At 38.3% G+C, this 26,879-nt stretch carries 33 protein-coding genes, 1 tRNA gene and 1 pseudogene; 28 read left to right on the top strand and 7 right to left on the bottom strand.

What is annotated here, in order from left to right:
• Positions 1-19: 19 nt before the first annotated feature.
• Positions 20-889, top strand: a complete 870-nt coding sequence (locus I7X29_RS04320; protein WP_198472974.1) for a hypothetical protein — start codon at positions 20-22, stop codon at positions 887-889.
• Between the two features lie 207 nt (positions 890-1,096).
• Here I7X29_RS04320 and radC read toward each other — a convergent pair whose 3' ends face one another.
• A complete protein-coding gene (gene radC / locus I7X29_RS04315) occupies positions 1,097-1,762 on the bottom strand; it encodes a RadC family protein (RefSeq protein ID WP_198472973.1) in 666 nt (221 codons plus the stop codon).
• Between the two features lie 162 nt (positions 1,763-1,924).
• Positions 1,925-2,896, bottom strand: coding sequence for a bile acid:sodium symporter family protein (locus I7X29_RS04310; protein ID WP_198472972.1), 972 nt, complete (start codon positions 2,894-2,896; stop codon positions 1,925-1,927).
• 508 nt (positions 2,897-3,404) lie between these two features.
• Between I7X29_RS04310 and atpD the strand changes: the two genes are divergently transcribed.
• Together atpD and I7X29_RS04300 are read left to right on the top strand one after the other, a co-directional pair.
• The gene (gene atpD, locus I7X29_RS04305) at positions 3,405-4,913 is read left to right on the top strand and encodes a F0F1 ATP synthase subunit beta (protein WP_009414278.1); all 1,509 of its coding nucleotides are present in this window, start codon (positions 3,405-3,407) and stop codon (positions 4,911-4,913) included.
• A gap of 103 nt (positions 4,914-5,016) precedes the next feature.
• The gene (locus I7X29_RS04300; protein ID WP_009414279.1) at positions 5,017-5,253 is read left to right on the top strand and encodes a F0F1 ATP synthase subunit epsilon; all 237 of its coding nucleotides are present in this window, start codon (positions 5,017-5,019) and stop codon (positions 5,251-5,253) included.
• A gap of 65 nt (positions 5,254-5,318) precedes the next feature.
• Here the strand turns inward: I7X29_RS04300 and I7X29_RS04295 are convergent, their stop codons facing one another.
• The 4 genes from I7X29_RS04295 to I7X29_RS04280 form a co-directional block, all read right to left on the bottom strand.
• Positions 5,319-5,876 (bottom strand): AAA family ATPase, encoded by a 558-nt coding sequence (locus I7X29_RS04295; protein ID WP_198472971.1) that lies wholly within the window; start codon positions 5,874-5,876, stop codon positions 5,319-5,321.
• On the bottom strand, positions 5,822-6,499 hold the full coding sequence (gene pnuC, locus I7X29_RS04290; RefSeq protein ID WP_198472970.1) for a nicotinamide riboside transporter PnuC: 678 nt from the start codon (positions 6,497-6,499) through the stop codon (positions 5,822-5,824). The genes I7X29_RS04295 and pnuC overlap by 55 nt, the downstream gene beginning before the upstream one ends.
• A 27-nt stretch (positions 6,500-6,526) precedes the next feature.
• Positions 6,527-6,787: a thiamine-binding protein gene (locus tag I7X29_RS04285; protein WP_088593139.1), complete on the bottom strand. Its 261-nt coding sequence runs from the start codon at positions 6,785-6,787 to the stop codon at positions 6,527-6,529.
• 56 nt (positions 6,788-6,843) lie between these two features.
• Positions 6,844-6,925: transfer RNA gene (locus I7X29_RS04280), tRNA-Leu, on the bottom strand.
• 237 nt (positions 6,926-7,162) lie between these two features.
• Here I7X29_RS04280 and accD point away from each other — a divergent pair.
• The 4 genes from accD to I7X29_RS04260 all read left to right on the top strand — a co-directional run bounded on the left by accD (position 7,163) and on the right by I7X29_RS04260 (position 9,664).
• Positions 7,163-8,017, top strand: coding sequence for an acetyl-CoA carboxylase, carboxyltransferase subunit beta (gene accD / locus I7X29_RS04275; protein ID WP_009414283.1), 855 nt, complete (start codon positions 7,163-7,165; stop codon positions 8,015-8,017).
• Positions 8,018-8,046: 29 nt separating this feature from the next.
• On the top strand, positions 8,047-8,286 hold the full coding sequence (locus I7X29_RS04270; RefSeq protein WP_198472969.1) for a hypothetical protein: 240 nt from the start codon (positions 8,047-8,049) through the stop codon (positions 8,284-8,286).
• Positions 8,264-8,551, top strand: a complete 288-nt coding sequence (locus I7X29_RS04265; RefSeq protein WP_009414285.1) for a type II toxin-antitoxin system RelE/ParE family toxin — start codon at positions 8,264-8,266, stop codon at positions 8,549-8,551. Before I7X29_RS04270 ends, I7X29_RS04265 begins: the two co-directional genes overlap by 23 nt.
• An 81-nt stretch (positions 8,552-8,632) precedes the next feature.
• Positions 8,633-9,664 carry a diphosphomevalonate/mevalonate 3,5-bisphosphate decarboxylase family protein gene (locus I7X29_RS04260; protein ID WP_198472968.1) on the top strand — a complete coding sequence of 344 codons (1,032 nt, stop codon included), beginning with the start codon at positions 8,633-8,635 and terminating at the stop codon, positions 9,662-9,664.
• On the opposite strand, the gene I7X29_RS04255 is transcribed toward I7X29_RS04260, so the two are convergent.
• Entirely contained in the window at positions 9,652-9,990 is a 339-nt protein-coding gene (locus tag I7X29_RS04255; protein WP_198472967.1) for a DUF488 domain-containing protein, read from the bottom strand. The genes I7X29_RS04260 and I7X29_RS04255 overlap by 13 nt on opposite strands.
• An 82-nt stretch (positions 9,991-10,072) precedes the next feature.
• Between I7X29_RS04255 and I7X29_RS04250 the strand changes: the two genes are divergently transcribed.
• The 21 genes and pseudogenes from I7X29_RS04250 to I7X29_RS04155 all read left to right on the top strand — a co-directional run bounded on the left by I7X29_RS04250 (position 10,073) and on the right by I7X29_RS04155 (position 26,837).
• Positions 10,073-11,866 carry a chloride channel protein gene (locus I7X29_RS04250; RefSeq protein ID WP_088593143.1) on the top strand — a complete coding sequence of 598 codons (1,794 nt, stop codon included), beginning with the start codon at positions 10,073-10,075 and terminating at the stop codon, positions 11,864-11,866.
• 60 nt (positions 11,867-11,926) lie between these two features.
• Positions 11,927-12,739, top strand: a complete 813-nt coding sequence (locus tag I7X29_RS04245; RefSeq protein ID WP_198472966.1) for a DUF2262 domain-containing protein — start codon at positions 11,927-11,929, stop codon at positions 12,737-12,739.
• 1 nt (position 12,740) lies between these two features.
• Positions 12,741-13,751: a virulence RhuM family protein gene (locus tag I7X29_RS04240; protein ID WP_198472965.1), complete on the top strand. Its 1,011-nt coding sequence runs from the start codon at positions 12,741-12,743 to the stop codon at positions 13,749-13,751.
• A 26-nt stretch (positions 13,752-13,777) separates the two neighbouring features.
• Complete coding sequence (gene dnaG / locus I7X29_RS04235; RefSeq protein ID WP_198472964.1) at positions 13,778-15,748, top strand: DNA primase; 1,971 nt, start codon at positions 13,778-13,780, stop codon at positions 15,746-15,748.
• Positions 15,749-15,842: 94 nt separating this feature from the next.
• A complete protein-coding gene (locus tag I7X29_RS04230) occupies positions 15,843-16,109 on the top strand; it encodes a glutaredoxin-2 domain protein (RefSeq protein ID WP_198472963.1) in 267 nt (88 codons plus the stop codon).
• Positions 16,106-16,552: a PIN domain-containing protein gene (locus tag I7X29_RS04225; RefSeq protein WP_198465837.1), complete on the top strand. Its 447-nt coding sequence runs from the start codon at positions 16,106-16,108 to the stop codon at positions 16,550-16,552. The genes I7X29_RS04230 and I7X29_RS04225 overlap by 4 nt, the downstream gene beginning before the upstream one ends.
• 94 nt (positions 16,553-16,646) lie before the next feature.
• Positions 16,647-17,636: a DUF4837 family protein gene (locus I7X29_RS04220; protein ID WP_198472962.1), complete on the top strand. Its 990-nt coding sequence runs from the start codon at positions 16,647-16,649 to the stop codon at positions 17,634-17,636.
• Between the two features lie 9 nt (positions 17,637-17,645).
• Positions 17,646-18,794, top strand: coding sequence for an ankyrin repeat domain-containing protein (locus I7X29_RS04215; RefSeq protein WP_198472961.1), 1,149 nt, complete (start codon positions 17,646-17,648; stop codon positions 18,792-18,794).
• 133 nt (positions 18,795-18,927) lie between these two features.
• Positions 18,928-19,122 (top strand): Sec-independent protein translocase subunit TatA/TatB, encoded by a 195-nt coding sequence (locus tag I7X29_RS04210; RefSeq protein WP_198472960.1) that lies wholly within the window; start codon positions 18,928-18,930, stop codon positions 19,120-19,122.
• Positions 19,123-19,131: 9 nt separating this feature from the next.
• Complete coding sequence (locus I7X29_RS04205) at positions 19,132-19,347, top strand: hypothetical protein (RefSeq protein ID WP_198472959.1); 216 nt, start codon at positions 19,132-19,134, stop codon at positions 19,345-19,347.
• Between the two features lie 2 nt (positions 19,348-19,349).
• On the top strand, positions 19,350-19,781 hold the full coding sequence (locus tag I7X29_RS04200) for a type II toxin-antitoxin system VapC family toxin (RefSeq protein ID WP_198472958.1): 432 nt from the start codon (positions 19,350-19,352) through the stop codon (positions 19,779-19,781).
• Between the two features lie 24 nt (positions 19,782-19,805).
• The gene (locus I7X29_RS04195) at positions 19,806-20,123 is read left to right on the top strand and encodes a heavy metal-binding domain-containing protein (protein WP_106096080.1); all 318 of its coding nucleotides are present in this window, start codon (positions 19,806-19,808) and stop codon (positions 20,121-20,123) included.
• A 53-nt stretch (positions 20,124-20,176) separates the two neighbouring features.
• Positions 20,177-21,196 (top strand): A/G-specific adenine glycosylase, encoded by a 1,020-nt coding sequence (gene mutY / locus I7X29_RS04190; protein WP_198473343.1) that lies wholly within the window; start codon positions 20,177-20,179, stop codon positions 21,194-21,196.
• Positions 21,197-21,363: 167 nt separating this feature from the next.
• On the top strand, positions 21,364-21,825 hold the full coding sequence (locus I7X29_RS04185; protein ID WP_198472957.1) for a hypothetical protein: 462 nt from the start codon (positions 21,364-21,366) through the stop codon (positions 21,823-21,825).
• Positions 21,826-21,984: 159 nt separating this feature from the next.
• Positions 21,985-22,530, top strand: a complete 546-nt coding sequence (locus I7X29_RS04180; protein WP_198472956.1) for a hypothetical protein — start codon at positions 21,985-21,987, stop codon at positions 22,528-22,530.
• Positions 22,531-22,554: 24 nt separating this feature from the next.
• Positions 22,555-23,085, top strand: coding sequence for a hypothetical protein (locus I7X29_RS04175; RefSeq protein ID WP_198472955.1), 531 nt, complete (start codon positions 22,555-22,557; stop codon positions 23,083-23,085).
• A gap of 36 nt (positions 23,086-23,121) precedes the next feature.
• Positions 23,122-23,964: a hypothetical protein gene (locus I7X29_RS04170; protein WP_198472954.1), complete on the top strand. Its 843-nt coding sequence runs from the start codon at positions 23,122-23,124 to the stop codon at positions 23,962-23,964.
• A gap of 44 nt (positions 23,965-24,008) precedes the next feature.
• Positions 24,009-24,083: pseudogene (locus I7X29_RS15735) on the top strand (bacteriophage T4 gp5 trimerisation domain-containing protein); the annotation flags it as partial.
• Between the two features lie 83 nt (positions 24,084-24,166).
• Positions 24,167-25,387 carry a DUF2931 family protein gene (locus I7X29_RS04165; protein WP_198472953.1) on the top strand — a complete coding sequence of 407 codons (1,221 nt, stop codon included), beginning with the start codon at positions 24,167-24,169 and terminating at the stop codon, positions 25,385-25,387.
• Positions 25,388-25,452: 65 nt separating this feature from the next.
• Positions 25,453-26,103, top strand: coding sequence for a hypothetical protein (locus I7X29_RS04160; protein ID WP_198472952.1), 651 nt, complete (start codon positions 25,453-25,455; stop codon positions 26,101-26,103).
• 65 nt (positions 26,104-26,168) lie between these two features.
• Positions 26,169-26,837, top strand: coding sequence for a hypothetical protein (locus I7X29_RS04155; protein WP_198472951.1), 669 nt, complete (start codon positions 26,169-26,171; stop codon positions 26,835-26,837).
• The last annotated feature ends 42 nt before the right edge of the window (positions 26,838-26,879 follow it).

Genomic DNA, 26,879 nt, shown 5'->3' with positions numbered 1-26,879 from the left:
GTAAAGTTGCTATCAAACTATGAAAAAACTCTTTGTTTTGCTGTTTTTCTGTAGTATTACCGCTCAGGCACAGCTCTCGTCATATCGCTATAAACAAGCGCTTGAAAATCTCAACCAAAGCGGTTGGCATTCTCTCACTTTGCCTATTACTATCTTCGACCGTATGGAGAGTTATAACGATTTGCGCATTTATGGTATTTCGGTTACCGATACTATTGAAGTGCCTTATATGATAGCTGATACAGTGGTTGCTACTCAAACTATTACGCATTTCGCAGTAAAGAACGACAAAGCGTCTAAACATACGATTATCGATGTGAAACTTCCCGAAATTTTGCTCCTTGGCAAAGTCGCGATTCACCCTGCAACAACTTATGATTATTATCGTTCTGTGAAGATTTTGCAAAACGAAACCACCGATGATACCTATCTGAGCAGTGTAGCTAAAGGGGTGCTCAACTCTAAGGGGAATAACACATATACTTTTGCGTCACAGCTGTTTAAACATTTGCAAATTGATATTGATAACCAAGATAATACCCCTCTTGCCATTGATGAAATTACCCTCTTTCCTATCACTTATAAACTCACAGCACGCTTCCCCGATACAGCTCATCACTATTTTTTAGTGTATGGCAAAGCTAATGACATAGCGCCTCAGTACGATATCACTCATTTTGTAAAGCATATCCCTAAACAACTTCCCTCTATTCATTACAATGAGACTGTAGAATATGTAAAGACTCAGCCTATTACTGCAACGACTTCAGTTACTAAAAGCCCTACCAATGGTACTTTTGTATCGGCTAAGCCACTTCTATGGGCAATTATGGGGATTGTTGTCCTACTCATCTTTGTTTTTTCAGTGAAAATGATGAGAAATAAATAGCAATTAACAAATAACAAATAATAATTAACAATTAATAAGTTGTGCCCCTTATTATTGGTTATCTATTGATGAGGATTAAGAGTTGAAAAAAAAAGATTATTTGATTTATAATCAACAAGTTGTTTCAATCCTTAATTGATACTATTACTTGTTAATTGTTACCTATTAATTGTTACCTATTAATTGTTACCTATTAATTGTTACCTGTTAATTGTTAATTGAATAGTATTCTTTTTCGGTAACAATTACGTGGTCTAAGAGTTTGATATCCAAAGTATCACCAGCGTTTCTCACGCGTTGGGTAAGTTCTATATCCTCTTTGCTGGGGGTGGTGCTCCCCGAGGGGTGGTTATGCACTAAAATCAGTGAGACAGTGCCTTGTTCTAAGGCATTTTTGAAGAGTAGTCGTATATCTACAGTAGTATGAGTGATGCCCCCTGAAGAAAGTCGGCATTTGTGAATCACGCGGTTGGCACTGTTGAGGTAGAGCACCCAAAATTCTTCGTGAGGCAGGTCGCCAATAAGGGGTTGCATCAAAGTAAAAACGTGTTGAGGAGCTTCAATTTTAGGTTGAGGTTCGGGAGTTTCGGCAGCGCGACGGCGACCCATTTCGGTAGCGGCGAGAATCGTAATTGCTTTGGCTTCACCAATTCCTTTGAAGGCAGTGAGTTGCGCCAATGTTTGTTTGCCTAAAGCCGTGAGACTGTTGCCTACTGAAGCCAATATACGTCTGCTCAAAGCTACAGCACTTTCATTGGCAGACCCTGAACCTAATAAAATTGCCAAAAGTTCGGCATTGCTCAAAGCTGTTTTCCCTTGAGCCATCATCTTTTCACGAGGCTTATCGGTATCTTCCCAGTTTTTGATAGTCATAATTTAGTTGTTAGTTATCAGATAAACTTTGGATATTTGTATTGCCTTTGTTTATCTTCTTTGTTTTTTATGTTGTTATTGATTGATTTTTAGAATAATATAAACTATTAAGCATTAGCTGAATTGTCACTCACCTGCCTAGCTTTACCTGACACCTGACACCTAACACCTGTTACCTATTTTATTTGCCAGCCAACTTACGTAAAACAGCTGAAAACTGTGATATAGCATAATTGGTAGCAGGAACATCACTTTGTTGTCATCGGGAATACCCAAAACCATCATAAAGAGACTCCCGTGTACCAACGATTTTTTTGAACCACAGAAAGTGGTTGTAATCGTGTCCTCACGACTGAAGTGCAAACGCCTTGATGTCCACCCCAAAAGGTGATACACTATAAAAAACAAGCCTACTGCAGCTAAGGCAATAATTGCGAAAGTAATAGGCGGCACACTGCTAAACACGCGATTTACAAAAGCTGTTGAAAAACTCTCGTAAACGATGAGTAAGATAATGAATCTGTCAAACTTACCGATGAGCTTGCCATAGCGTTCTATAAATTTCTTGCACAGCGGATTGAGCAACAAACCTAACACAATGGGCAACAATACTTTCAGTAGCAATTGTTGAATGATTGCCCCTTGATCTACAGCTGCTCCGCTACTGTTTTCCAAAAAAGGCTGCATCAGCATAGGGGTAGCAAAAATACCGATAAGTCCCGAAATAGAAGCGTTGAAAATCGCTGAAGGCACATTCCCTTTGGCAATAGAAACCATCACCACCGATGATGAAACCGTAGAAGGCAAGCACGCCAAGAAGTATATCGAGAGCCATAACACGTAAAAATCAGTACCCTGTGCTATCTTGTAGAAAGGCATTACCAAAAGCGGAAACAGTACAAAAGTAGCTGCCTGCACCAAGAGGTGTAATTTCCAGTTTTTGATGTCATTCAATACCTCACGAAGATTTAGTTTGAGTCCGTAGAGCAGGAAGATAATCACAATCCCCCAGTCGATAAAAGTACCGAGGTTGAAATAAGCATTATAACTTTCGCGATAAGGAATAAGATAGCCGAGGAGCACCATTGCTACCAAGAGCCAAAGAAAAGCGTTTTTAGTAAGTATTTTGTTCATTTGCTATAAGTTTGATTTTGCAAAGCTAATAATAATTTTGCAATTGAAAGCAGAAAACCCTATAAAACAACAATTAGCGCCCTTAAAAAAACTACCTCGCATAATTTCTCAATGTTTAAAAATGAACCCCTATTACTCTTAAATTAACATTTTAACATTAAAGATTATAAGATTTAACAGTAATTTAACATAATGGGGGGGTAAATTTTGTATCTTTGCCCCGAAATATTTGCTTTTATTTTAAAGTCCTGATTTTTTTATCTCCTTTCATCTATTCTCTGTAAAGAAAAATCAGGCAATTACAAAGAAAAGTAGGGGATACTCTTTTCTCTCTTATCCCCGCTTTTTCTTTGTAATACTACAACGAGTATCACTCCTTAATAAAAAAATCTTTTTTTATTTGTTACTTTACAAAAAACTTCCTACATTTGCGCGATATTAGAAAATAGAAATTAGGAAATAGGATTTTTTCTTACTTCCTACCTCTTAACTCTTAACTGAAAAAAATATGTTTCAAAAAGGAAAAGTAGCTCAAGTTATTGGTCCGGTGGTAGATGTAGAGTTTGCATCGGATAAACAACTGCCTCGCATTTACGATTCTTTAGAAATCACCAAACCCGACGGCACTAAACTTATATTAGAAGTACAATCGCACATAGGCGAAGATGTAGTACGCGCTATCTCTATGGACTCTACCGAAGGGCTTAGCCGTGATACCGAAGTAATCGCTACCGGTAGCCCTATCAAAATGCCGATAGGACACGATATTTATGGTCGCCTCTTCAACGTAATTGGCGACGGTGTGGATGGCCTTGGCAACCTGCCCAAAGATGGCGATAACGGTTTGCCTATCCACCGTGAAGCCCCTAAATTTGAAGAACTTTCTACTACTACCGAAGTGCTCTTCACTGGCATTAAAGTCATCGACCTTATTGAACCTTATGCCAAAGGAGGTAAAATCGGTCTGTTTGGCGGTGCTGGTGTAGGTAAAACGGTGCTCATCCAAGAGCTTATCAACAACATCGCCAAAGGTCACGGCGGTCTCTCAGTATTCGCTGGTGTAGGTGAACGCACCCGTGAAGGGAATGACCTCCTCCGCGAAATGATTGAATCAGGCATTATTAAGTATGGCGATGCGTTTGTAGAATCAATGGAAAAAGGTGGCTGGGACTTGAGTAAAGTAGATAGAAATGCTCTTAAAGAGTCCAAAGCAACTTTCGTATTTGGGCAAATGAACGAACCCCCTGGAGCACGTGCGCGTGTAGCTCTTTCTGGACTTACCATTGCTGAGTACTTCCGCGATGGCGCTGGTGAAGGACAAGGTAAAGACGTGCTTTTCTTCGTCGATAATATCTTCCGTTTCACTCAAGCAGGTTCTGAAGTATCTGCCTTGTTAGGGCGTATGCCATCAGCGGTGGGTTACCAACCTACTTTGGCTACCGAAATGGGGGCAATGCAAGAGCGTATCACCTCTACCAAACACGGTTCTATCACCTCAGTACAAGCGGTATATGTACCTGCCGATGACCTTACCGACCCTGCGCCGGCTACTACCTTTGCCCACCTCGATGCCACTACCGTACTTTCGCGTAAAATCGCTGAGCTCGGTATCTACCCTGCAGTAGACCCACTCGACTCTACTTCACGTATTCTTACCCCCGAAATTCTCGGTAAAGAACACTACGAGTGTGCGCAACGTGTGAAAGAACTCTTGCAACACTACAAACAATTGCAAGATATCATCGCTATCCTCGGTATGGAAGAACTTTCCGAAGACGACAAGATTGCAGTAGCTCGTGCGCGCCGTGTACAGCGTTTCTTGTCACAGCCTTTCCACGTAGCCGAACAATTTACCGGATTACCAGGGGCTTACGTAGATATCAAAGATACTATCAAAGGCTTTAATATGATTCTCGACGGTGAACTCGACCACCTCCCTGAAGCTGCTTTCAACCTTAAAGGTACTATTGAAGAAGTAATTGAAGCTGGTGAAAAAATGCTTGCTGAAGCGAGTTAATCAGAATATCATATACTTTGTCAAAGTCCTTAATTGCCCGTGCGGCTTGCACCTTTGACAAAGTTTTAAACAATAACAAAAAAAGCCCGTGCGGCTCGCACTTATGACAGTAGAAATCCTCTCTCCCGAAGCCCTTTTGTTTAAAGGTGAAGTAACCGCAGTGAATGTTCCTGGGGCTAAGGGACCTTTTGTAATATTAGACCACCACGCCCCTATCATTTCAATGCTTACCGCGGGCGAGGTTACCCTTTTTGAAGGTAAAAAAGAACTGAAATCTTTTACAATTAGCGGGGGCACTTTGGAGTGTAATCACAACAAGGCTGTCATCCTCGCCGATTAGTAGTGTAGTAATTCATATAAAAAATCCCAAGTATTGTTTTCAACAATACTTGGGATTTTTATTTTCTATTCCTTATATCCTAACCCTCTATCTCCTACAAAAAGTATCCTCTCTTCAACACTTCCTTTTAAAATTTGATATTTTATACCTCGGTCGTCTAATTGTTTTTGAAAGAAAGTAAAAACACTTTCACGTTCGTAAGGTTTGTCGCGTAGGTCGTCGGCTTGCCAAGGTACATCTATATAGGTAAGAAAAATAGCATCGTAATGATGGGCAAGAGCAGCGTGCTCTATCAATGGGTCGCAATAGCCATAGTAAAGATACGAATAAATCATCAGTTCTAACAGACAAGTATCACAGAATAACACTTTATTAGCTTGCTCAATGCGTTTGTTTTCAAGCGCTATTTGTCCGCGGGCGATGGGCAGTAGGTCATCGGGGGTACAGGTGAGGTGCTGGGTATCCCACTTGTGCTGCAAATAAGTGCGCATATACTCCTCAACCCATACGGTTTGGTAACGCTCGGCAAGGGTACGACTCAGCGTAGTTTTGCCCGTACATTCAGGACCTATAAAGACGATACGTTTGAGGTCACTCTCTCGTTGCGCAAGTGTTTTTTCCATTCTATATAGCCCATTATGGCGATGATAGTGAATAATAAATACTGAAAAGAAGTAAAAAGCATTCCTTTTTTGAAGTAGAGCGGCACCGAAATAAGATCTCCGAGAATCCAAAAAATCCAATTCTCTATCTTGCGTTTTGCCATTAGCCACATTCCTACTAAGAAAATGGCAGTAGTGAACACATCAACATATTCGGTAGGGAGGAAGTTGTGAAAACCTAAGGAAATGTCCTGCATTGAAAAATCGTTCTTGATATAAGGTTTGAGGTAATATACTATGGTTACAAAACTCAAACTAAACAGCCCCAGAAGCGCACATATTTGCCAATCACGGCGCGTAGTAACCGAAATGGTAATTACATTATTCTGTGCGTTCTTTGCCCACAACACCCAGCCGTAGATGCTCATTGCTGTATAATAAGCATTGATGAGCATATCACCCCACAACACATAGTGCCATAGCAAGTACACAAAGAGCACCGTGCTGATAATACCCGTAGGGTATACCCAAATATTTCCTTTTTTAGCATACCACACACTGAGGAATCCAAAGATAACCCCAATAATTTCGAGCACTACCAAATGTGTCTCTACTCCTCTATATTGCGCAAAAAAATCAGTCATTCGTCATTCGTAATTTGTCATTCGTCATTAGAAAAATGGTTTATACTCGTGGCGGTCGGATTTTACGATTTTTATGTACATCAATCCGCGTTCTACCAGCTCGAGTGCTTCTTCTATTTCGGTAGTGAGCACGCTCATTACTTGGGCGTAGTCGCCATACACTTGAGTGCTAAGAGGATTTTCTTGCACGATAAGCCCAGAGGCGCGCAATTTTTTGATAAAATGAATGATAGGTTGCTCGAAATCATCTTGCAACGGACTGAAGGTAAGTTCTACTGATACTTTCATACTTATTATTGATTAATAACAAAAAAGGCTGCCTGATGTAGGCAGCCTTTTGCAAGTGCGGGTGAAGGGACTCGAACCCCCACGCCGTGAAGCACTAGATCCTAAGTCTAGCGTGTCTACCAATTTCACCACACCCGCAAAATGATGAACTTTTGTTTGATTGACGCGGCAAAGGTACAACAGTTTTTTGAATCTGCAAATTTTTTTAAGTTTTTTTTATCTACCGCCAATTCCTCAAGTGATTTTTTCAACTTCCCCTATTAATAGAACAAATCTTTAGTTTTTTTAACCTTTAGCAATCATACTATTTGTTAGCTAAAAATTGCTATTTAAAAAAAACTTCGTACTTTTGCACTTCACTAAAACTAATTGATTATGTCTTGGTTTAAAAGAACAGCAAAAGGAATACAAACCTCAACTGAGGAAAAAAAAGATATCCCTAAAGGATTATGGTATAAATCTCCCAGCGGTAACATCGTAGAACAGGACGAGTTAGCCACCAACTTCTACGTAAGTCCCGACGATGGTTACCACGTGCGTATAGGCAGTAAAGAGTACTTCCAAATATTGTTTGACAACAACGAATTTCAAGAACTCAACCCCGAAATGACTTCTAAAGACCCCCTCAATTTCGTGGATACCAAAGCCTATACTCAACGCTTAGAAGAAGCTACCCAAAAAACAGACCTTAAAGATGCCGTACGCACCGCTGTCGGTAACTCCAAAGGCAAACCTATAGTAATAGGCTGTATGGATTTCGCTTTCATCGGGGGCTCTATGGGAAGCGTAGTAGGTGAAAAAATCTGCCGCGCTATCGACTATGCTATCAAACACAAACTCCCCTTCTTAATGATTTCTAAATCAGGAGGCGCCCGAATGATGGAAGCTGCCCTTTCGCTAATGCAAATGGCTAAAACCTCTATCAAACTCGCTCAGCTCGACGAAGCCAAACTGCCTTACATCTCCCTCTGTACCGACCCTACTACGGGAGGTATTAGCGCTTCATTTGCAATGTTAGGCGACATCAACATCGCCGAACCAGGCGCCCTCATAGGCTTTGCAGGTCCGCGTGTAGTGAAGGACACCACAGGGCAAGACCTCCCAGAAGACTTCCAAACTGCTGAGTTCTTACTCGAACACGGTTTCTTAGACTTCATCGTAAACCGCAAAGAACTCAAAGACAAGGTAAATCTCTACATCGACTTAGTGATGAACCGCCCAGTGAGATAAAGGGTAACCCCAAAAAGACCAACAACAATATGAACACACTTGTCTTAAACAAAAATATTAATTTTGAAGAGTATCAACAAATAGTTGATTACTTTGCTACAATAGGGATTGAGGTAACCAATCCTTATGAATACCCCTCTCTAATTACTGATGAGGATAGAGAAGCAATTGCTTTAGCTCGCGAAGATGTTAAAAATGGTAATTGGATTGATGGAGGAGAATTGTTTGAAATTATCAGAAAAAAGTATACGAGTAAAATGGTCGGGTAAGGCAAGAACAGAATTAGAAAACACTTTAGACTTTTGGAGTGAAAACAATAAATCCGATACTTATTCTGTGAAAATAGCAATTGAAACAGAAAAAGTTCAGAAAGAAATAGAAGAAGATCCTTATTTTTTAGCTCAATACATAGAAGAAGAAAATGTTTATCAACGCATTTTCTTTAAAAAGAAGTTTATACTTTACTATGAAGTCAAAGAAGATATTGTAATAATTCTCAGATTCAGAAGCGCTAAACAAAAACCCTTATTTTAAATCAAAGTCCTCGCTAACTTTACTCACATACCCAGCTGCGCCAACTCGCTGGCTTTACTTGTTACCTCTTACCTAATAAAAATGACAACATTCAAAGCACCCAGTAACATTGCCCTCGTAAAATATTGGGGCAAAAAGGGAGAACAACTCCCCGCAAACCCCTCTATTAGTTTCACTCTTACGCATTGTTATACCCAAACTTCTATCGATTATGAACGTAGAACTGAATCTTCTATAGCTTCAGGCGATCCTTTTTCTTTTAACTTTAGCTTTGATGGACAACCTAAACCATCCTTTCACCCTAAAATCAGCACTTTTTTCGAGCGTATTCTTCCTTATCTACCTTTTTTAAAGGATTATCACTTCAACATTGCCTCTCATAATTCATTCCCACATAGTAGTGGTATTGCCTCTTCAGCGAGTGCTATGGCTGCCCTTTCGGTATGTTTGATGAAAATAGCTGAAGAATTAGGCGAAACTTATACCGAAGAAGCCTTTTGGCAAAAAGCGTCTTTCTTAGCGCGCTTAGGTTCGGGTAGTGCTTGCCGTAGTGTAAAAGGCAGTATCGTTGTATGGGGCGAACACCCTGCTATTACAGGCAGTTCAGACGAGTATGGCATTACTTACCCCCTACCCGTTCACGAAGTTTTTCAAAATTACCAAGATACTATTTTACTCATCGACCGCGGTCAGAAACAAGTGAGTAGCACCGTTGGGCACAACCTGATGCACGGTCATCCTTTTGCCGAGGCTCGTTTTGCACAAGCCAACGAGCATATCAACCAACTAGTTAGCAGTTTTGCTTCCGGTGATTTAGACCATTTTATGGAGGTTGTTGAAAGTGAAGCCCTCACCCTTCACGCGATGATGCAAACCAGCATTCCGTACTTTATCTTAATGCGTCCCAATACCTTAGAAGTTATTCAGCGTATTTGGCAATACCGAAAAGACACCAAAGTACCCCTCTGCTTCACTCTTGATGCAGGCGCCAATGTACACTTGTTATACCCTAAAACTTCTATTACAGAAGCAAAATGGTTTATAGAAGAAGAATTAGCGCAATTCTGTGAAGGACGACTCTACATTCACGACGAAATAGGTCAGCTTATTTGAGATAGCAAGATAGGTAAGGCACTTTTGTCAATCTCTTTGCTGGCAGTGAGCAAGGTTACCACTTTGTGTGCTTTCAGCTTTTCGCAAAAAGCCGGAAAATCCACATTGTGTTTTAGTTCTTCGGTATAATCCTTTTTAAAAGTTTCGAAATCACCATCTTGATGATAGCGTTTGCGCAATTCGGTGCTTGGGGCGATTTCCTTTGCCCAAAGGTCTAAAGCAAGTGCTTCTTTTTTAATGCCGCGTGGCCAAAGGCGGTCGGCAAGTACTCTAAAACCATCGTTAGGGTCGTTTTCTTCATATACGCGTTTGAGATGTATTTCCATTGTTTATCTGTATTAGTTCGCACAAAGGTAGTGAAAAAAGTAAATATTTCGTACTTTTGCCGCTGATTTTTCAATATAAACAATGACTACCCACCCACAACATCTTCTCAAACGTCTTTTAATTTGGCGTGTAAAACATATTTCCGATAGGCATTTCATCCTCATTCTCAGCGGGGTAATAGGTATTGCTACAGGCTTAGCGGCTTTGGCAATGCGCTCGTTCACACACCTTATTCAGTGGCTGTTAGACGGTAAACTCGCACAAACAATTACCTACGGTTTTTATTTTATCCTCCCGATGTTAGGTTTTGCCATTGTGTATTTGGTAAAAAAATATGTAATACGCCACGATGTAAATCACGGAATTCCCTCAATTCTCTATGCAGTAGCGCATCAAAAAGGGATAATGAAACGTTATCAGGCGTATGGCAGTATTCTCACTGCTCCTATCACTATTGGCTTTGGAGGGTCGGTAGGGCTCGAAGGGCCTATGGTAGTAACAGGAGCAGGCATAAGCTCTAATATCTGTAGATTTTTTCACATCAACCAATCTAACCGAATGTTGCTCTTAGCGTGTGCCTGTGCAGCAGCTTTGGCAGCTATCTTCAAAGTGCCTATTGCAGCCATATTGTTTGCTATTGAGGTTTTTGGCTTAGATTTAACGCTTTCATCGCTCATACCACTGTTTATTGCTTCCCTTTGCGGAGTATTCACCTCTTATTTCTTCTTTGGTAGTGAAGTGCTAATCCCAATGACGATTACACGTGCTTTTTCATTGCAAGGCATTCCGTTTTACATTCTTTTAGGGGTTGTAGGCGGACTGATGTCGGCTTATTTTACCTATATTTATGAAAAAATCAACGCTGCTTTCAAAAAAATCTCCTCCCCTTGGCTCCGAATTGTGGTAGGTGGAGCTCTTTTGGGGTTGCTTATCTACATAATGCCACCACTTTACGGCGAAGGACACGAGATTATCAATCACTTGAAAGAGGGTCACCCCGAATTATCACTGAGTAGCAATATTTTTGGTTGGGATTTATCCAATGCGTGGGTGATTATCCTACTTTTGGCAGCGCTCACCTTTGCCAAAGTCGTCGCTACCTCGCTCACCTTTGGTGCAGGAGGTGTTGGGGGTATCTTTTCACCTATGTTGTTTATGGGCGGAGTGATGGGCAACTGCTTCGCGCGGATTATCAACGAGTTTCCTATTTTGGGTTACAAGGCAGCTTTGCCTAACTTTACTTTGGTGGGAATGACTGCCCTAATGACGGGCGTATTGCACGCACCACTTACAGCCGTCTTCCTCATTGCCGAAGTAACCGGAGGTTATTCGCTGTTAGTACCAGCAATGCTCACCGCCGCGGTATCGTTTTCGGTAGCCAAATATTTCAATAAATATTCTATTTACACAATGGAATTAGGCAGAAAAGGAGAGCTCATATCCCAAAACAAAGACCAATCTATACTCACTCTAATGGACTTCGACCAAGTGGTGGAACACAATTTCACTCCCGTATATACCGATATGAAACTCCGCGAGGTAGTGTACAATGCTGTGCGCGAATCAAACCGCAACATCTACCCCGTACTCGACCGCGAAACGGGTACGCTACAAGGCGTAATCCTGCTTGACGACATACGGCACTTGATTTTCGAAACCGATTATTACGACAAGATTCCTGCCGTAGAACTAATGCAAAAACCACCTGCCATCATAGAAATGGGCAAGGACAAAATGAGCACTGTAATGGATAAGTTTCAGCACACCGGCGCGTGGAATCTGCCCGTAGTGAAGGACGGTAAGTACGAAGGATTTGTTTCCAAATCAAAATTACTGAGCATTTATAGGCGAAAACTAATCTATTTCACCCAATAAAATATTGCTTTATCAAAATAATTGTATAACTTTGCCTTTGCTATTTAACACCTTACAACTATGAGCCCACAAACTGTACAGAAATTCTCTGATGAGTTCCTTCCCGAAGAAAAGGAGCTTATCGTGCTCATTGAAAGTCCTACCAATGGAGCAGCTTATTATAATGGAGCTTGGGTACCTTCTAACAACCCTTTGGCATATATTGATGTAAAAACAGGTGAACTTTGCGAAGAGAATATCCGTTTGGAATGGTTAGCAACTGATGAAAGTAATTGGCAGTATTATTTCGCTCCGTTAGAAGCTTTCCGCATCAAAGTACGCCCTAAAAAGCCGGAATTCTCACACCCTGAGCAACGTTGCTTTATGTTGGTAGCAGTCTTGGAAGAGAATATAACCGAACCTCGTTTCGACCCTATTATTGAGGAATACAACACCGAAGTTACTTATGAAGATGAAGATTTTAGTTTAGATCTCGACCGAGAACAAGATTGGTTTGAAGGTGATATTCTCTATACCGATAAACAAATAATATTTGGGGTAGAAACTACCGAACTAAGCACACTACAAAACCTCTTAAAATCTTTTAAAAATCTTACTAAGGATAATTTTAATCTGTGGATAGAACACCTGAAAACCTTTGCTGCCGAAAAACTTACCGACTTAGCTAATAAGTGGCTAAAAGAAACAGGAGTTACTACCCCTATGATTACTCAAAAAAGCTTTGCTTATCGTATAAACATCTCTAGTATAATCCTCTTTGATGACCAGCGTTTCTGTATCTATTTTGATGACGACGATATGTTCTGGGGGCACGCCATTACCGTATATGGCAACCTCAACGGCAAGCTCGAAGAGGCTACTATCGAGGGGTAAAATGATTGACAAACAAATAAACCCTATGGACTCACAGTTTCTCATATACCAAAATCAAGAAGGAGATGTTAAGATAGATGTACGCTTCCAAGATGAAACAATATGGCTTTCACAAGCCGAAATGTCTGTTCTTTTTAGTAAAGATAAGCGAACTATAAGCGAACATATTTCCAACATCTTTAAAGAAGGAGAATTAGATAAAAATTCAGTTATCCGGAATTTCCGGACAACTGCTACTGATGGAAAAGAATATTGGGTAAAATATTACAATCTCGATGTGATTATCTCAGTAGGTTACCGAGTAAAATCACAACAAGGAACGCGTTTTCGTATTTGGGCAACTCAGCAACTCAAAGAGTATTTAATCAAAGGTTTTGTGTTAAATGACGAGCGTTTTAAGCAAGGTACTGCGATGAACTACTTCGACCAGCTCCAAGAACGCCTCCGCAAAATACGAATCTCTGAACGGTTCTTCTATCAAAAAATTAAAGATATATACAAAACCAGTATAGACTACAACCCTCAAGATGAGCAAACCATAATGTTCTTTAAGGTAGTGCAAAACAAACTCCTATGGGCGGTTAGCCAGCAAACAGCTGCCGAGATAGTCTATAATCGTGCTGATGCCTCTTTACCCCTTCTGGGTATGCAATCCTACGACAAAACAGCTGCTGCCACTATTAAAAAAAGTGAAGTAAGCATCGCCAAGAACTACCTCAATGAAGAGGAAATAAAGCTTTTGGGCTTGCTTGTAGAACAATATTTAGCTTTCGCCGAAACTATGGCACAACAGCAAACGCCTATGTATATGAAAGACTGGATAGCCCGCTTGGATATTATCCTGCAACTCAATGGCAGAGAGCTCTTACAACACGCTGGTAAGATTTCACACCAAATGGCTATAGAGAAATCTGCTCAAGAGTATGAAAAATACCAAGCTAAGCAACGCCAAATAGAACGTGAGAACAGCCTTAAAGAATTAGAGGACGACCTGAAACAATTAACAAATTAATCCTTTCTTCCTTAATCTAAAAAACAGTGATTTCAAAAAATACCATAGATAAAGTATACGACCAAATGCGGGTGGAGGAAGTCATCGGCGACTTCGTCCAACTCAAGCGTGCAGGCTCTAATTACAAAGGATTGAGTCCGTTCTCCAACGAGCGGACACCCAGCTTTATGGTCTCGCCCGTAAAGCAAATATGGAAAGACTTCAGTAGTGGCAAAGGCGGGAATGCTATTGCTTTCCTAATGGAGCACGAGCATTTCACCTACCCCGAAGCTATTCGCTATTTGGCTAAAAAATACCATATCGATATTGAGGAAACTCAGCAATCTTCGGAAGAAAAAGCACAAGCCGATGAGCGCGAGAGCCTCTATATCGTCTCAGAATACGCCCAACAATATTTTCAGGACACCCTTTTCAATACCGAAGCTGGCAAAGCTATCGGTATGACCTATTTCAAAGAGCGCGGTTTTACTGAGGAAACTATCCAAAAATTCCGCTTAGGCTTCTCCCCCGACGAGTGGACAGCCTTCACCGATACCGCCCTTGCTAAAGGCTATCAGTTGGAGTTCTTAGAAAAAACCGGACTCACCATCGTCAATGGCGACCGTAAGTTCGACCGCTTCAAAGGGCGCGTAATGTTCCCCATTCACTCTATGAGCGGACGCGTACTGGGCTTCGGGGGGCGTATCCTTACCAACGACAAGAAACAAGCTAAATACCTCAACTCCCCCGAAAGCGAGATTTACCATAAAAGCAAAGTGCTGTATGGAATCTTCTTTGCAAAACAAGCCATCGCCAAAGCCGATAACTGCTATCTGGTTGAAGGATATACCGATGTGATTCAAATGCACCAAAAGGGTATCGAAAATGTAGTAGCCTCAAGCGGAACAGCACTTACACAAGACCAAATACGGCTCATTCACCGCCTTACACCCAACATCACAGTGTTGTACGACGGCGATGCTGCAGGCTTACGGGCTTCTATTCGCGGGGTAGACCTCATCTTGGAGCAGGGTATGAACGTGAAAGTCTGCACCTTCCCTGATGGCGATGACCCCGATAGCTTTGCTCGCAAAACCGCCTATGAAGACCTCGTGCTATACCTCGAAAGTAACGCCACCGATTTCATTCGCTTCAAAGCCTCCCTCCTAATGCAAGAGGTGCAGAACGACCCTATCAAAAAAGCCGAAACCATACGCGATATGGTAGAGAGTATCTCTAAAATCCCTGACCTTATCAAGCGGGAAGTATATGTGCGTGAGTGCGCTACCATTATGGACATCTCGGAGCAAGTGCTTTTCTCTACTTTGGCGCAAATCCTCAAAAAGGACTTTTATGAAGGACAAAAAGTAGAGCGCAAGCAAAAAGCCGCGATGCAAGTAGTGCAAACGCCAGAAGAAGCACAGAAACGCACCGTAAACCGCTTAGAAGTCTTAGAGCACGACCTCATCAAAAACCTTTTGCTCTACGGCAATAGAGAATGCGTATTCACCGATACCATACTCGTGGAAGAAGAAGACGGCACCCTCAAAGAACAGCAGGTACAGCAAACGCTGAAAATCTACGAAAAGATATTCCTCGAACTTCAAGAAGACGAAATAGAACTCGCCAACCCCGATTTCAAACAAATCTACGAACTGTTGATGGGCAAACTCAGCGAAAACCCTAATTATGACGTCAATCGCATCGCCAACGAGTTGCCTATAGAACTAAGCGAAAAAGTATCAGGAATGTTGTTAGACGACGAAAACAATCAGCTACACAATTGGAGCAAACGCGACATCGTCCCCAAAGCAAAAGATGCGCATCTTGAAACTATTGTAGGCGATATCATTCTCAATATTAGGAGTTTGTTAGTACACCACCTCATCCAAAGTCTTACGCAGCAAATGGCACAAGCTAACGAGGAAGAAAAAAAAGAACTTTTAGAGAACGTGATGAACTACATCCAGCTGCAAAAACTCTTAGCCAAACGTCTCAATATCGTAGTAAATTATTAGATTATTATAAAAAAACAAGGTTTTAACAGCTTTTTGTTTGGCGCAGTTTTTGCTAATTGTTAATTGTTAATTGTTAATTGTTAATTGAATTATTATGCCCTACACAATAACTATCAACGACAATAGCCCAGCAGCTATGAACTTTGTAAAATTTGCTAAAAGTCTTGATTTTACGACCGTTACAAAAACAAAAGAAGCTAAAAAAACAGCAACAATTACTGAAGAACTTGAAGAAGATGAAGATGGTATCCCTATCAAATATCGCGATGAAATTATGGCAATTTCAAAAAAAGTAAACAAAGCTGTTGCTAAACGTTGGGATGAAGCTCTTACTAAAAGAAGTAAAAAACAAACCGTATGATTGTTATTTCAGATAGTAATATTATTTTTAGTTGCTTCTATTCACCTAATGGAGTTTTAGCATCTATTCTAAAGGAAAAAAAGAATAGATTGCAATTTATAGCTCCCGACTTTCTTTTAGAAGAAATAGAGGAACACTTGCCCGAAATATTAAAAAATACAAAGCTAACCAAAAAACAAGCAAAAGCTCTGTTAAAAGATTTTACCCAGAATATCACTTTTTTTAAATTAGATGATATACCACAGAGAAATATTGAAAAAGCACAACGTATAGTTGAATCCATAGACCCCGATGATTATCCTTTTGTAGCTCTTCACTTGGAAAAAGGACATAAAATATGGACTTGTGATGCTAAACTTTCCAATGGTTTAAAAGAAAAAGGTTATGATATATGTGTAACTACTAAAGAAATTAAAGCTAAAACATATAAAAAAAGCTACTAAACAGAGATGCTTAGTAGCTTTTTTCTTAGAAAAATATCACTTTGGAACGATTTTAGCTACACATTTTTTCGAAAAGCAGAAAATTATCTTTTTTATGAAACGTCTATTATTCTTTAGCGTGTTGAGCGCTCTCCTTTTTGCAGCTTGCAACGATACTAACAACGGTAAAAACGATACCTACTTGCCCCCTTCAGTGGGTCCTATCAACAGCGTAGCTGTGGTGATTGACAACGACTTATGGGAAGGCACCATAGGTGATACCATTCGCCGTTACTTCGCTGCCCCTGTCGACGGGCTACCTACCGAAGAACCTACCTTCACTCTCCATCAAATTCCCCCCCAAGTATTTGAAGGCAATACCCGCAATAGCCGCAATATCCTCATCGTTCAACGCGGTGATGAGAAAAAAGCGTTTGTAAAAGAAAATCTCTTCGCTAAACCTCAAGTAGTATGTGTAGTACAAGGCAAACAAGTACGCGACATCGCTTGCAAAGTTGAAGAATACCACAAAGAGTTTGTCAATGAGTTCAAAAATAATGAACTTATCGAAACACGCAAACGCTTTGATAATTCCCTTAGTAAAGACAAACAAGTAGAAAATACCTTAGGTGTTAAATTCACTATGCCTAACGTGTTTAATATCCAAAAGTACGGCAACAACTTCTTTTGGATGGAACGCCCTATCAAAGGCGGTAAAGCAAGCATCATCCTCTACGAAATGCCTCTTGGTAGCATCCCTACCGATGAGGAAGGTCGCGCCAAAACTATTGTGAAAATGCGCGATTCTATAGGCGAAAAATATATCCCAGGCCCCGAAAAAGGTATGTATATGGTTACCGAAACCTACCTTGCTCCCAGCATCAGCGAGGTGATGATCAAAGGACATAAAGCCATTGAAAGCAAAGGTTTATGGGAAGTAAAAGGCTTCGCTCTTGGAGGTCCTTATATCAACTACATCATTGAGGATAAAGCCCATAACCGACTCTTAGTTGTGGAAGGTTTCCTATATGCTCCAGGAGTCGCCAAACGCGATATGCTCTTTGAACTCGAAGCGATTGTCAAATCAATTGAATTTACTCGTTAGTAACTAACTATGAAACACTTTACAGAACGTTACTCCCGCGAACAATTTCAAACTAAAAGTGACATCCTAAGCACTTATCACTCATTAGATAGAAAAATTAATTACTCCCCTTATCTTTTGAGAAGCCTAAATGATTTTCAAAAAGCTTACTTCTTTGCAAAATTTGATAAAAAAGAACTCCCTACAGAACTTTGTGTACGTAGCGCAAAGTTTAACTTCGCTTTACAAGTATGGGAAGTAGCCCAAAAACTCACTCAGCAATGGTACCCTTTCCATCTCAATCATGAATGGGTAAAAACTAAAGACCCTCTAAAAAAATTAGTTTTTACCCACAACAAAAGAGCTGAAGCTGAAAACTATTTTAAAGAAATGCTCATCGCCCTATGCGACAGCCCGCTAATCATATCTTCTGAAAGCATTTATTTCTCCCAAAATAACGAGACCTTACAACTGAACGCTTGTGTAAATGAACCCGAAATCAACAACAACATTATAAATAAAATTGCTGACCAATATCGAAACAACAAAACATCTTACTTCTTCAATCAATATAACTGTAGGTTTTCTTATGATGAGATAAAAGACTTTTTTGTATATTGCGATACCGAACTTTTAACTCTCCTCTACGCCAAAGAAACAACCCCTACCCTCACAAAAGAAGAAAATAAACTCTTTAATGCTGTAGATAATTTTGATTGGAAAAATATTGAAAAAACAGTCCCCGAAGGAACAAACATCAACTGCATCAACCACTTAGGATGTACTCCCTTTACCCAATTATTCGATTCTGCTACTTGCAAAATAGCCGAAAACACACCCAACGCTAATGAAGATCTAATTGTACAGCAAACTATCTCTTTAGCCGACAAAATGCTTTCATTAGGTGCTGATATCAACTTCTTTGGTTATGATGGCATCAATGCGCTACAAGTTACCTCATATACTCACAACCCTAAACTGATGAAATATCTACTCAGTAAAGGCGCTAATCCTAATATCAATTATTTCTTAGAAGATGGTGACTACTCCATTATTTCCTCAGCGTTAGACAATATCCTAAGTGACTATGGCATTGAAATAAACGAAGATGAAAAAACAAATTTAGACGCTTGTAAAAGTTTGCTAATAGACGCAGGAGCTATTCGCGAAAAAAACTAAATTCTAAAATCCAAAAATTTCTTCATTATTCATTGTTAATTATTAATTGTTTTATACCTTTGCACCACAAACAAGTAACAGCTAATAGGTATCACTTTACCTCTTATCTCTTACCTCTTAACTAATAGAAACTATGCTAAGTATATTTTTAGGGGTCGTAGGACCCTGGCAAATCGTCATTATTGTAGCCCTTATATTATTGCTCTTTGGAGGCAAAAAAATCCCTGAACTAATGCGCGGTTTGGGCAGTGGCATCCGCGAGTTCAAAGATGCCGCTAAAGACCCCAACGAAAAGAAACCCGAAAACACTGAGAAATCAGAAAATTAAAACAACATTATGGAAGCACTTGTTTTAGAAGACACTCAAATAGCTGAAAATGAAGTCGTTCATAAGTCTGTTACTAAAAGTGAAGTAATAAAATCTACCAAGAAAAAATCACTTTTAGATTATGCTAAAGAATTAGCTAAAAAACCTCTTTTTACTATTGCAGAAGAGGATAGAGATTTAGTGTATGGTTCTAATATGATGACAAGATTGTTGCAAGAAGAATAATTATGAACTATTTTTTAGATACCAACATCGTCATCATATTATATGAAGGACGCTATACCGAATTAAAATCTCCTATATTGAGAATTTTAGAAGATTCTCAAAATCTTTTCTATGTAAGTTCTATTTCTCTGTTAGAAATAGCACAATTATATAGAAAGAAAAAGTTTAAACATATTGATTATGATTTACTTGATACAGGAGATAAACTTATTAGAGCAATTTTAAATACGATCCCTATTATAAAAGTATTGCCTTTTAAAGAAGAACACGCTCTAATAGCTTCAACTCTTACATTTGTACCAAAACATAACGACCCTACCGACCTTGCGATTATAGCTCACGCTATAGATCAAAAAGTTCCTATTATTACTTGTGATGATAAATTTCCAGAATATCAATCACAAGGAGCTGTAGTAATTCACAACCCTCGCTAATTGACAAATTAACAATTTAACACTATGATTTTAACAACAACCCCCACTATCGAAGGACAACCTATCAAACAGTATTTAGGCATCGTTACCGGTGAAACTATCATCGGAGCAAATGCTATTAAAGATTTTATGGCTGGACTTACCGACTTCTTTGGCGGACGCTCCTCTACCTACGAAAAAGTCCTTATCGAAGCCAAAGATTCTGCCCTTGCTGAACTCCAACAACGCGCTGCCCAAAAAGGCGCTAATGCGATCGTTGGTATCGACCTCGATTATGAAACCGTAGGCGCTAACGGCGGTATGCTAATGGTTACTGTTAGCGGTACAGCTGTAGTTATCTAATTAGCAAATTCACCAATGAGTAGCAACACTCTCTAACACCTAAAACCTAACCCCTGAAACCTATTTCCGACAAATTAGAAAATTGGTATGCCACTGCCCAGCGCGACTTGCCTTGGCGTGGCACCGCTAATCCCTATAAGGTGTGGCTCTCCGAAATTATCCTCCAACAAACACGTGTGGTACAAGGGCTGCCCTACTACCAGCGCTTTATTAGCAACTACCCCACCATCACCGATTTGGCAAATGCCCCCGAAGAAGAAGTCCTCAAACTATGGCAGGGTTTAGGCTACTACTCCCGCGCCAAAAATCTACACCACACCGCCCAATATATCGCTACCGAACTGGGTGGTATCTTCCCCAAAACATATAAAGAACTCGTAAAACTCAAAGGCATAGGTGACTATACAGCCAGTGCCATCGCATCTTTTTGCTATAACGAACCCTGCCCCGTAGTCGATGGCAATGTATACCGCGTGCTCTCACGTGTGTTTGGCATCGCAACCCCTATCAACAGCACTCAAGGAGCAAAAGAGTTTAAAGTCTTGGCACACGAGTGTTTAGACAAAGCGAATGCGGGGGGTTACAACCAAGCAATAATGGAGTTTGGCGCACTACAATGCACCCCCCAGAATCCCGATTGCGCTAATTGCGTATTGCGCGACCATTGTTGGGCATTCCACCATAACAAGGTAAACGAATTACCCGTAAAACTCAAGAAAATCACTATCAAAAAGCGCTATTTCAACTACCTCGTATGGTTAAACCCTTACGGACAAACCCTTTTGCAAAAGCGCAAAGGCAAAGATATCTGGCACGGACTCTATGAGTTTCCTCTACTCGAAACTAACGCTCCTGCTACTACCGAAGAAATAGCCTCTATCTTACCTTCCGCTACCGTGAGTTTGTACAACGAAATGCCTGTAATCCACAAACTCACTCACCAGCATATCTACACTTCTTTTTGGATTATCACCACCCCCGAACGCCTTGACAACAGCATACCCATCACCGATATACACCGCTATCCCGTATCGGCACTCACCGCAAATTTCATCACCAAGTTTTGGAAATAGGAAAAATAGAAATATTTTATACCTTTGTAGGCTGAATAAAGTCCTAATTTTTTATTTGATGGTCATTTGATAGAAAAGCCCTTTTAAAAATTAAATCACTGATAGTCAATTAGTTTTTATTTGATGGTCATTTGATAGAAATATAAAAATATTAAACCTTATACTCTATGAAATTAACACTCTTACTCGTTATTGCTTGTATTGCCAATACCTTTGCCCAACTCTCACCACAAGCCTTAGACTCCTTACAGCAAGTGAAGTACATCAAAGCAAAGTATGTATTGCTCGCCAGTCAAAACATTTCTTTAGCCCCAAGTAGACTCTATACGTTAAAAGGTGAAAAATATTATGGCGAATATGTAACCAAATACAACTACCGAGGCAGCGCTCTTGAGTTTTACAGCGGAGGTTCAGAAGGTTATATCCCTCACAAACGCTACAGCACCTATGGCAAAGACCTGCCTTTTGAAGCCGATATGTACGAATACTATATCAAAATAGACAAAAAGCACGGGACTATCATCGACAATGGGGAAACAAGGCGCAATTTCCACTTCATCAAAGGCGAAAAGAAAATAAAAGTCCCCACCAACTCCCAAGGTCGCTTTATCATTTATGAGTATTTATGATAATCAATCGCTTTTACAGCGCGTGGTGTACGGGCGTTTGCAAACGCCCCCATTAAACCCTAATAGACAAAACAATACGCAAAATATTTTTTGTTTTTCATTAGGCTCTTTACTATTTTTTGTTATCTTTGCACTTAAAACAAAAATACTTAATTGGATATGAAAAATAACCTGTTTTTAACTATTTCCCTGCTCATAGCATTCTCTTGTTGTGCACAAAATAGTATTAGAAGAGTGGATGATAATTATTATTTTATAGAAATTCCTTCTGAGAATGGTAATTTTGACTGTAGAGAAGATAGTACAAAGTTGTGTAATAGGTATTATGTGCTTGAAGAAACTTTCTTTAAAGATAAAATAAAACTTTTTATGGCAGAAGATAATGACTATTTCGGTGAGAAATCTTCTCCCTTTGCTCTCCTTGATGCAAATCTTAAAGAAGAGCTGTTAAAGTTAGGTAAAAAGAGAGTAAAAATTCAGTTTAACGACCAATTTGTCATTTTAGATACTACACTAAGGACTATTCAAAAATGTGTTCCTATGCAAATTAAGTATCAAAAACGTAAGAACAAAACGCTTTTGAAGTTAGATCTAACAAATTTCTCTCATTCACCTGTGGGGAATTATGCGTATTATATCTATCTTGAATATAAGAATAATAAACTATCTCTTTCAAAGATAGAGGAATACCTTTTTCTGAATTGAAATTACATAAGTTTTAACAAGAATATGAGAACAATCACAACATTAGTTTTAGTTTTTATCAGTACGTTTTCTTTGTTTTCACAAACATCAATAGAAAAACGCATTGATTATTGTAGAATTATAGGAAGACAAGATAGCGTAGTGTATTATGTTTCCTATATGAAAATGGGGAAAGACAGTATCAATGTATTTATAAAGAGCGATAATGTATTAGAACAGTTCTTAGGAAGACCAAGTACTGACAAAGAACTCAAACAGTTCAGAAAGGATTTCTTAAAATTGGAGAAGCAAAATCCTATTATTGAATTTAACGGAATGATAATTCCATTGCATATATCAGATTTTGAAAGAACTTGCTACCCTTCTTTCATCGTATATAAAAAGAAAAAGAATAAAACATTTGTAAATGTAAGGTTGTCAAATTTTTCATATACAACCATTGGAAATTTTAACTATCTTATTTTTCTTACCTTTAAAAATGATAAATTAATAGACAAAAAAGTCAAAATAAAGCAGTTCTCGGAATATAAAAAAAATGACAGTATTGAGTTTTAATAAATTCGGTTTAGTACACTACAAAAAAATAAAGGAATGAAGAAATTATATTTTATACTATTGTTGAGTTGCTTTTATGCATATTCTCAAAAGGAAGAATTACGTTTTAGGATGCTTTATGATAAATATACTATAGAAGGGGAAAATAATATTCCTCAAGATAGTGTAGCTTTCCCCATTTTTCATCAATTTGTATATGAAAAGGGGAAAGAGGCGTTGTTGTATGATGCTTATACTGATGCAAGTAGTTATAATTCTTGTAAATTACATCTAATAACCAAAAATAATAATGCCACATTATTTGTTGATGACTCAACATTAAATTTAAAATTCTTTGATTCGAAATATAAAATAGAAGTAAACAAAAAAGATGTATATTTTTTGGAAAAGCAATACTATAATTTTCTGAAAACTAAAATTTTAGAGCAAAAAGATATTAGTGAAATATTAGATTTCTTAGATGATTGTTTAGGGGATTATTTCCTCTTAGAAGATTTATTTTTAGTAAGCTCGAAAAGTAAATATAGATTCAACTACAAAATATTAAAAGCTGTTTTAGTTACACAAAAACAACAAGCCGACGGCTTTGAAAAGTGGTTAGTTTTCTATATTTATGATGAAAAAGGAATAGTAAGTATCACAAAAAAAGCATACAAAAAAGGCGAAAATTACGCTGATATATCTTTTTTTAAAGAGCGTTTATCTACAAATCCTAATAGTTTCTCTTTTTCAATTACAGAAGCGAATGTTAAATCTATGGAAGAGACCCAAAAAACAATATCCTTATATAATAGTTTTGAAAAAACGCATTTAAAAAGTACAAATATGGGAAATAATACAGTTACTTTTATAAAAAAAGTTCAACTTTTGAAGATGTAACATTCTAACAAATTTCTAACAATATCAGGAGTATTACTACTGAGATAGAAGACCCCAGTGGTAATACTTACCTTATGGATGGACAAGGAAATATCAATGTAAGTGCTCCTAAGAATATTATTAGAGAGTACAGCTGAGACTTTCCACCAAGCCCGTGAAGGAAATGTTACTATAATAAATATAAAAAAGGTGAAAAACAGCAATGAAAAATATAATCATAACCCTATTAGTTTTATTTTCATCATTAACTTCTTGTAAGGAGAAAGAAAAAGAAAATATAAATAAGAAATATCATTGGGTCGCTTATGTAAAACCGGTATCAGGCTATCCTATAAGAGCTTATCGTGGGGTAGTATATGGGAAAGACGGAGCTAGTAAATTTGGAAATGGACAATCTTTCCTATTCGATAATAAAGGTCCCTTTCCCCATTTTTCTATAGAGAGGGGAGCTACGGGTGTTTTTGGTTCCTCAGAGGAGGAGGAAGCTAAAGGGGTTCCTACTCACTTAGATGTTTCTTGGCTTTCGTATGTAGAAAAATGTGAATATCTCTTAGAAAATCAGCCTTTAGATTCTCTGAAGATAGCTCAACTTTTAGAGGAGAAGGTATACAGAATCTCAATAGCGGATGATACAGCTCCAACAATAGAAGAATATAATATACAAGTAGGTTTAGCCCCTGGGGGAGTAGTTTTTGTTTGGTTACACAACTATGGCAGGGTTATAGAAGTAGGGCGTTACCAAGCAAAAAAGATAAAAGATATTGATTTTGTAACCAAAAAAGAAGCAGACGAATATTATAAAAGAACAGGAGATGTTATTTTAGATGAACACACTATAGAACAAAGAGATTATGTTATAAAATTAGGACTCCCAAAAGAAAAAATACGAATGCAGTATCAACAGTGTGGGACACCTGTTACTGAACCTCTTGTTATAGAAGATGTTTTTAAGATTCCTTATGGATTATGGGATAGTTATCGAAAACGTTATCTCTGGAAAATGACCCTTATTACTAAAGATAAAAATAAGTATATACATTCCTATTATTATGGGGGACTTAATCATGAAGGGGAAATATTGTTTGGAGAACGTACTTGGGGAGAAAACCAAATAGAAAAATATAAAATTCCTGAAAAATTTCAATATACTTCTCTTATACCAAGGGCTATACCTTTTGTAATATTTATAAAATGGTTTGGAGATGATGGTAAACTTTATCGATTATGGAATAATTTTAATGTGGCTGAAGTAATGGATAGTTTTGAAAAAGCCTTTAAAGGGCAAGAGAATGAAGTTGGTAATTTGATCATAGAGGTAAATGATACAAAAACAGGAGCTAATATACGCTTAAAAGTAGGGGAAAGAGAAGTAGAGATTTGTAATGTAGATTTACGAATTAATGAAATTGAAGAATGGCAATAATAAAAAAATCTATAACTTTCAAGATATTCCGGCTGGTTATGATTTGATTAAAAACTACATTTCAGATGAAACATCTCATATCTTTATTATGCTTGCTAACAATAGCCTGTAATCATCACAAAAATCTTGTTGATACAGAAAATTTTGTAGTAGATTATGATCGTGATTCTATTTTCTATCTCTTAGATGTAAAAGAAGATGATCACAATAGTAAAGAGAAGCTACTTGTAACACGCCAAATTATGGCAGGTGATTCTATTTTTGGATATAATGGATTACAACAAAATAGGGATAGAGCGTGGGATTTCTACTATGCAAATGGAGAGGAAAGTAGGTTTCGTCCGCGTTATCTTTATACTATTTTTATCGAAGAAGACAATGTTTATAAAGAAATTGTACAAATAGGCTATGTTGAATTACAATATACAATAATCCTTAGACAAGGATATGTTTATGATCGTTTTAACAATAGACCTGAGGATTGTTGTAGTCAGGGACAATATTTGCGAATAATGCGAATGAATGAAAATGATATGAATAGCAAGAGTATAAATGTTTGTTATAATAACGGAAGATGGAATGTTTTTTCAGAAGAAGAGATAAAAGTAGATTATTTCAATGAAGAACAAGATAGGAAAGTTCAATACTATATAGATTCCACTTGTGCTGGAGCTGAAGAAATCAATAATGTTTATGATTTATCTGATGGATTCTAAAAACCTGAAAAAAGTTTTAGAATAAAACTTTTTGAATATGAATAACTATAAACACAATTTTTCAGATGAAACATCTCATATATTTATTATGTTTGCTAACGATAGCTTGTAATGACAGAAAAACTACAAATACTATCGTTTTTGAAGATGAGGACAAAAAACTAACAAAAGATACTACTTACATCAGTGAAGTTTTATCGTGGCGTTCAGAATATGACAATAAATCAACTGGAAGACCTACTTGCGAAGAGGATTTAGTAACACTAACTGTAAATGACAACTACCCTCATTATTATTTAGAGTACAAAAAACAACGCTATCCCTTATATAGTTATGCTGAAATATTAAGTGTACCTATAGTATTTTGGTATGATTTATTTGAAAATAGAGGCAAAAGTTGTTCTTTTGTGTTTTTTAATGGCAGCAATACAGCAGAAGGGCGATATAGTTATACCATTTTTAATATAGCTCCTAATGATTCTTTAACGGTTTCTGGTTTTTACAGAATCAATGAACGAGTGCCTGCAAATAGTAAGCAAACAAACAACGACACTCTTGCTATAATGGAATATGCAAAAATATCGTATAAAGCAACTGATTTTCTTTCCTCTTCTAATAAATTCCCTGAGACAAAGGCAATTCACTATTTTTTAAGAAATGATAAATGGACGAGCCAACCAAAAAACAAAGAAGAATATCTGATAATGAAGCATTATGAATTTGTAAAGGAATAATATTTATCTTTACTCTTGCTTGTATTGCCAATGCGTCACTAC

Source organism: Capnocytophaga periodontitidis, from assembly GCF_016126015.1.
In the GTDB taxonomy this organism is placed as follows: Bacteria; Bacteroidota; Bacteroidia; order Flavobacteriales; family Flavobacteriaceae; genus Capnocytophaga; species Capnocytophaga periodontitidis.
This window is presented reverse-complemented; position numbering and strand designations above follow the sequence as displayed.

Bases quoted from the DNA above. Each gene is read 5' to 3' on its own strand.
- accD (WP_009414283.1), top strand. From the start codon at position 7,163: ATGTCTTGGTTTAAAAGAACAGCAAAAGGAATACAAACCTCAACTGAG.
- I7X29_RS04180 (WP_198472956.1), top strand. From the start codon at position 21,985: ATGAAAAATAACCTGTTTTTAACTATTTCCCTGCTCATAGCATTCTCT.
- I7X29_RS04160 (WP_198472952.1), top strand. From the start codon at position 25,453: ATGAAACATCTCATATCTTTATTATGCTTGCTAACAATAGCCTGTAAT.
- I7X29_RS04215 (WP_198472961.1), top strand. From the start codon at position 17,646: ATGAAACACTTTACAGAACGTTACTCCCGCGAACAATTTCAAACTAAA.
- I7X29_RS04185 (WP_198472957.1), top strand. From the start codon at position 21,364: ATGAAATTAACACTCTTACTCGTTATTGCTTGTATTGCCAATACCTTT.
- pnuC (WP_198472970.1), bottom strand. From the start codon at position 6,499: ATGACTGATTTTTTTGCGCAATATAGAGGAGTAGAGACACATTTGGTA.
- I7X29_RS04310 (WP_198472972.1), bottom strand. From the start codon at position 2,896: ATGAACAAAATACTTACTAAAAACGCTTTTCTTTGGCTCTTGGTAGCA.
- I7X29_RS04205 (WP_198472959.1), top strand. From the start codon at position 19,132: ATGGAAGCACTTGTTTTAGAAGACACTCAAATAGCTGAAAATGAAGTC.
- atpD (WP_009414278.1), top strand. From the start codon at position 3,405: ATGTTTCAAAAAGGAAAAGTAGCTCAAGTTATTGGTCCGGTGGTAGAT.
- radC (WP_198472973.1), bottom strand. From the start codon at position 1,762: ATGACTATCAAAAACTGGGAAGATACCGATAAGCCTCGTGAAAAGATG.
- I7X29_RS04220 (WP_198472962.1), top strand. From the start codon at position 16,647: ATGAAACGTCTATTATTCTTTAGCGTGTTGAGCGCTCTCCTTTTTGCA.
- I7X29_RS04155 (WP_198472951.1), top strand. From the start codon at position 26,169: ATGAAACATCTCATATATTTATTATGTTTGCTAACGATAGCTTGTAAT.
- I7X29_RS04295 (WP_198472971.1), bottom strand. From the start codon at position 5,876: ATGGAAAAAACACTTGCGCAACGAGAGAGTGACCTCAAACGTATCGTC.
- I7X29_RS04200 (WP_198472958.1), top strand. From the start codon at position 19,350: ATGAACTATTTTTTAGATACCAACATCGTCATCATATTATATGAAGGA.
- I7X29_RS04285 (WP_088593139.1), bottom strand. From the start codon at position 6,787: ATGAAAGTATCAGTAGAACTTACCTTCAGTCCGTTGCAAGATGATTTC.
- I7X29_RS04245 (WP_198472966.1), top strand. From the start codon at position 11,927: ATGAGCCCACAAACTGTACAGAAATTCTCTGATGAGTTCCTTCCCGAA.
- I7X29_RS04210 (WP_198472960.1), top strand. From the start codon at position 18,928: ATGCTAAGTATATTTTTAGGGGTCGTAGGACCCTGGCAAATCGTCATT.
- I7X29_RS04170 (WP_198472954.1), top strand. From the start codon at position 23,122: ATGAAGAAATTATATTTTATACTATTGTTGAGTTGCTTTTATGCATAT.
- I7X29_RS04320 (WP_198472974.1), top strand. From the start codon at position 20: ATGAAAAAACTCTTTGTTTTGCTGTTTTTCTGTAGTATTACCGCTCAG.
- I7X29_RS04175 (WP_198472955.1), top strand. From the start codon at position 22,555: ATGAGAACAATCACAACATTAGTTTTAGTTTTTATCAGTACGTTTTCT.
- I7X29_RS04250 (WP_088593143.1), top strand. From the start codon at position 10,073: ATGACTACCCACCCACAACATCTTCTCAAACGTCTTTTAATTTGGCGT.
- I7X29_RS04195 (WP_106096080.1), top strand. From the start codon at position 19,806: ATGATTTTAACAACAACCCCCACTATCGAAGGACAACCTATCAAACAG.
- I7X29_RS04300 (WP_009414279.1), top strand. From the start codon at position 5,017: ATGACAGTAGAAATCCTCTCTCCCGAAGCCCTTTTGTTTAAAGGTGAA.
- I7X29_RS04270 (WP_198472969.1), top strand. From the start codon at position 8,047: ATGAACACACTTGTCTTAAACAAAAATATTAATTTTGAAGAGTATCAA.
- I7X29_RS04260 (WP_198472968.1), top strand. From the start codon at position 8,633: ATGACAACATTCAAAGCACCCAGTAACATTGCCCTCGTAAAATATTGG.
- I7X29_RS04230 (WP_198472963.1), top strand. From the start codon at position 15,843: ATGCCCTACACAATAACTATCAACGACAATAGCCCAGCAGCTATGAAC.
- I7X29_RS04165 (WP_198472953.1), top strand. From the start codon at position 24,167: ATGAAAAATATAATCATAACCCTATTAGTTTTATTTTCATCATTAACT.
- I7X29_RS04240 (WP_198472965.1), top strand. From the start codon at position 12,741: ATGATTGACAAACAAATAAACCCTATGGACTCACAGTTTCTCATATAC.
- I7X29_RS04225 (WP_198465837.1), top strand. From the start codon at position 16,106: ATGATTGTTATTTCAGATAGTAATATTATTTTTAGTTGCTTCTATTCA.
- I7X29_RS04255 (WP_198472967.1), bottom strand. From the start codon at position 9,990: ATGGAAATACATCTCAAACGCGTATATGAAGAAAACGACCCTAACGAT.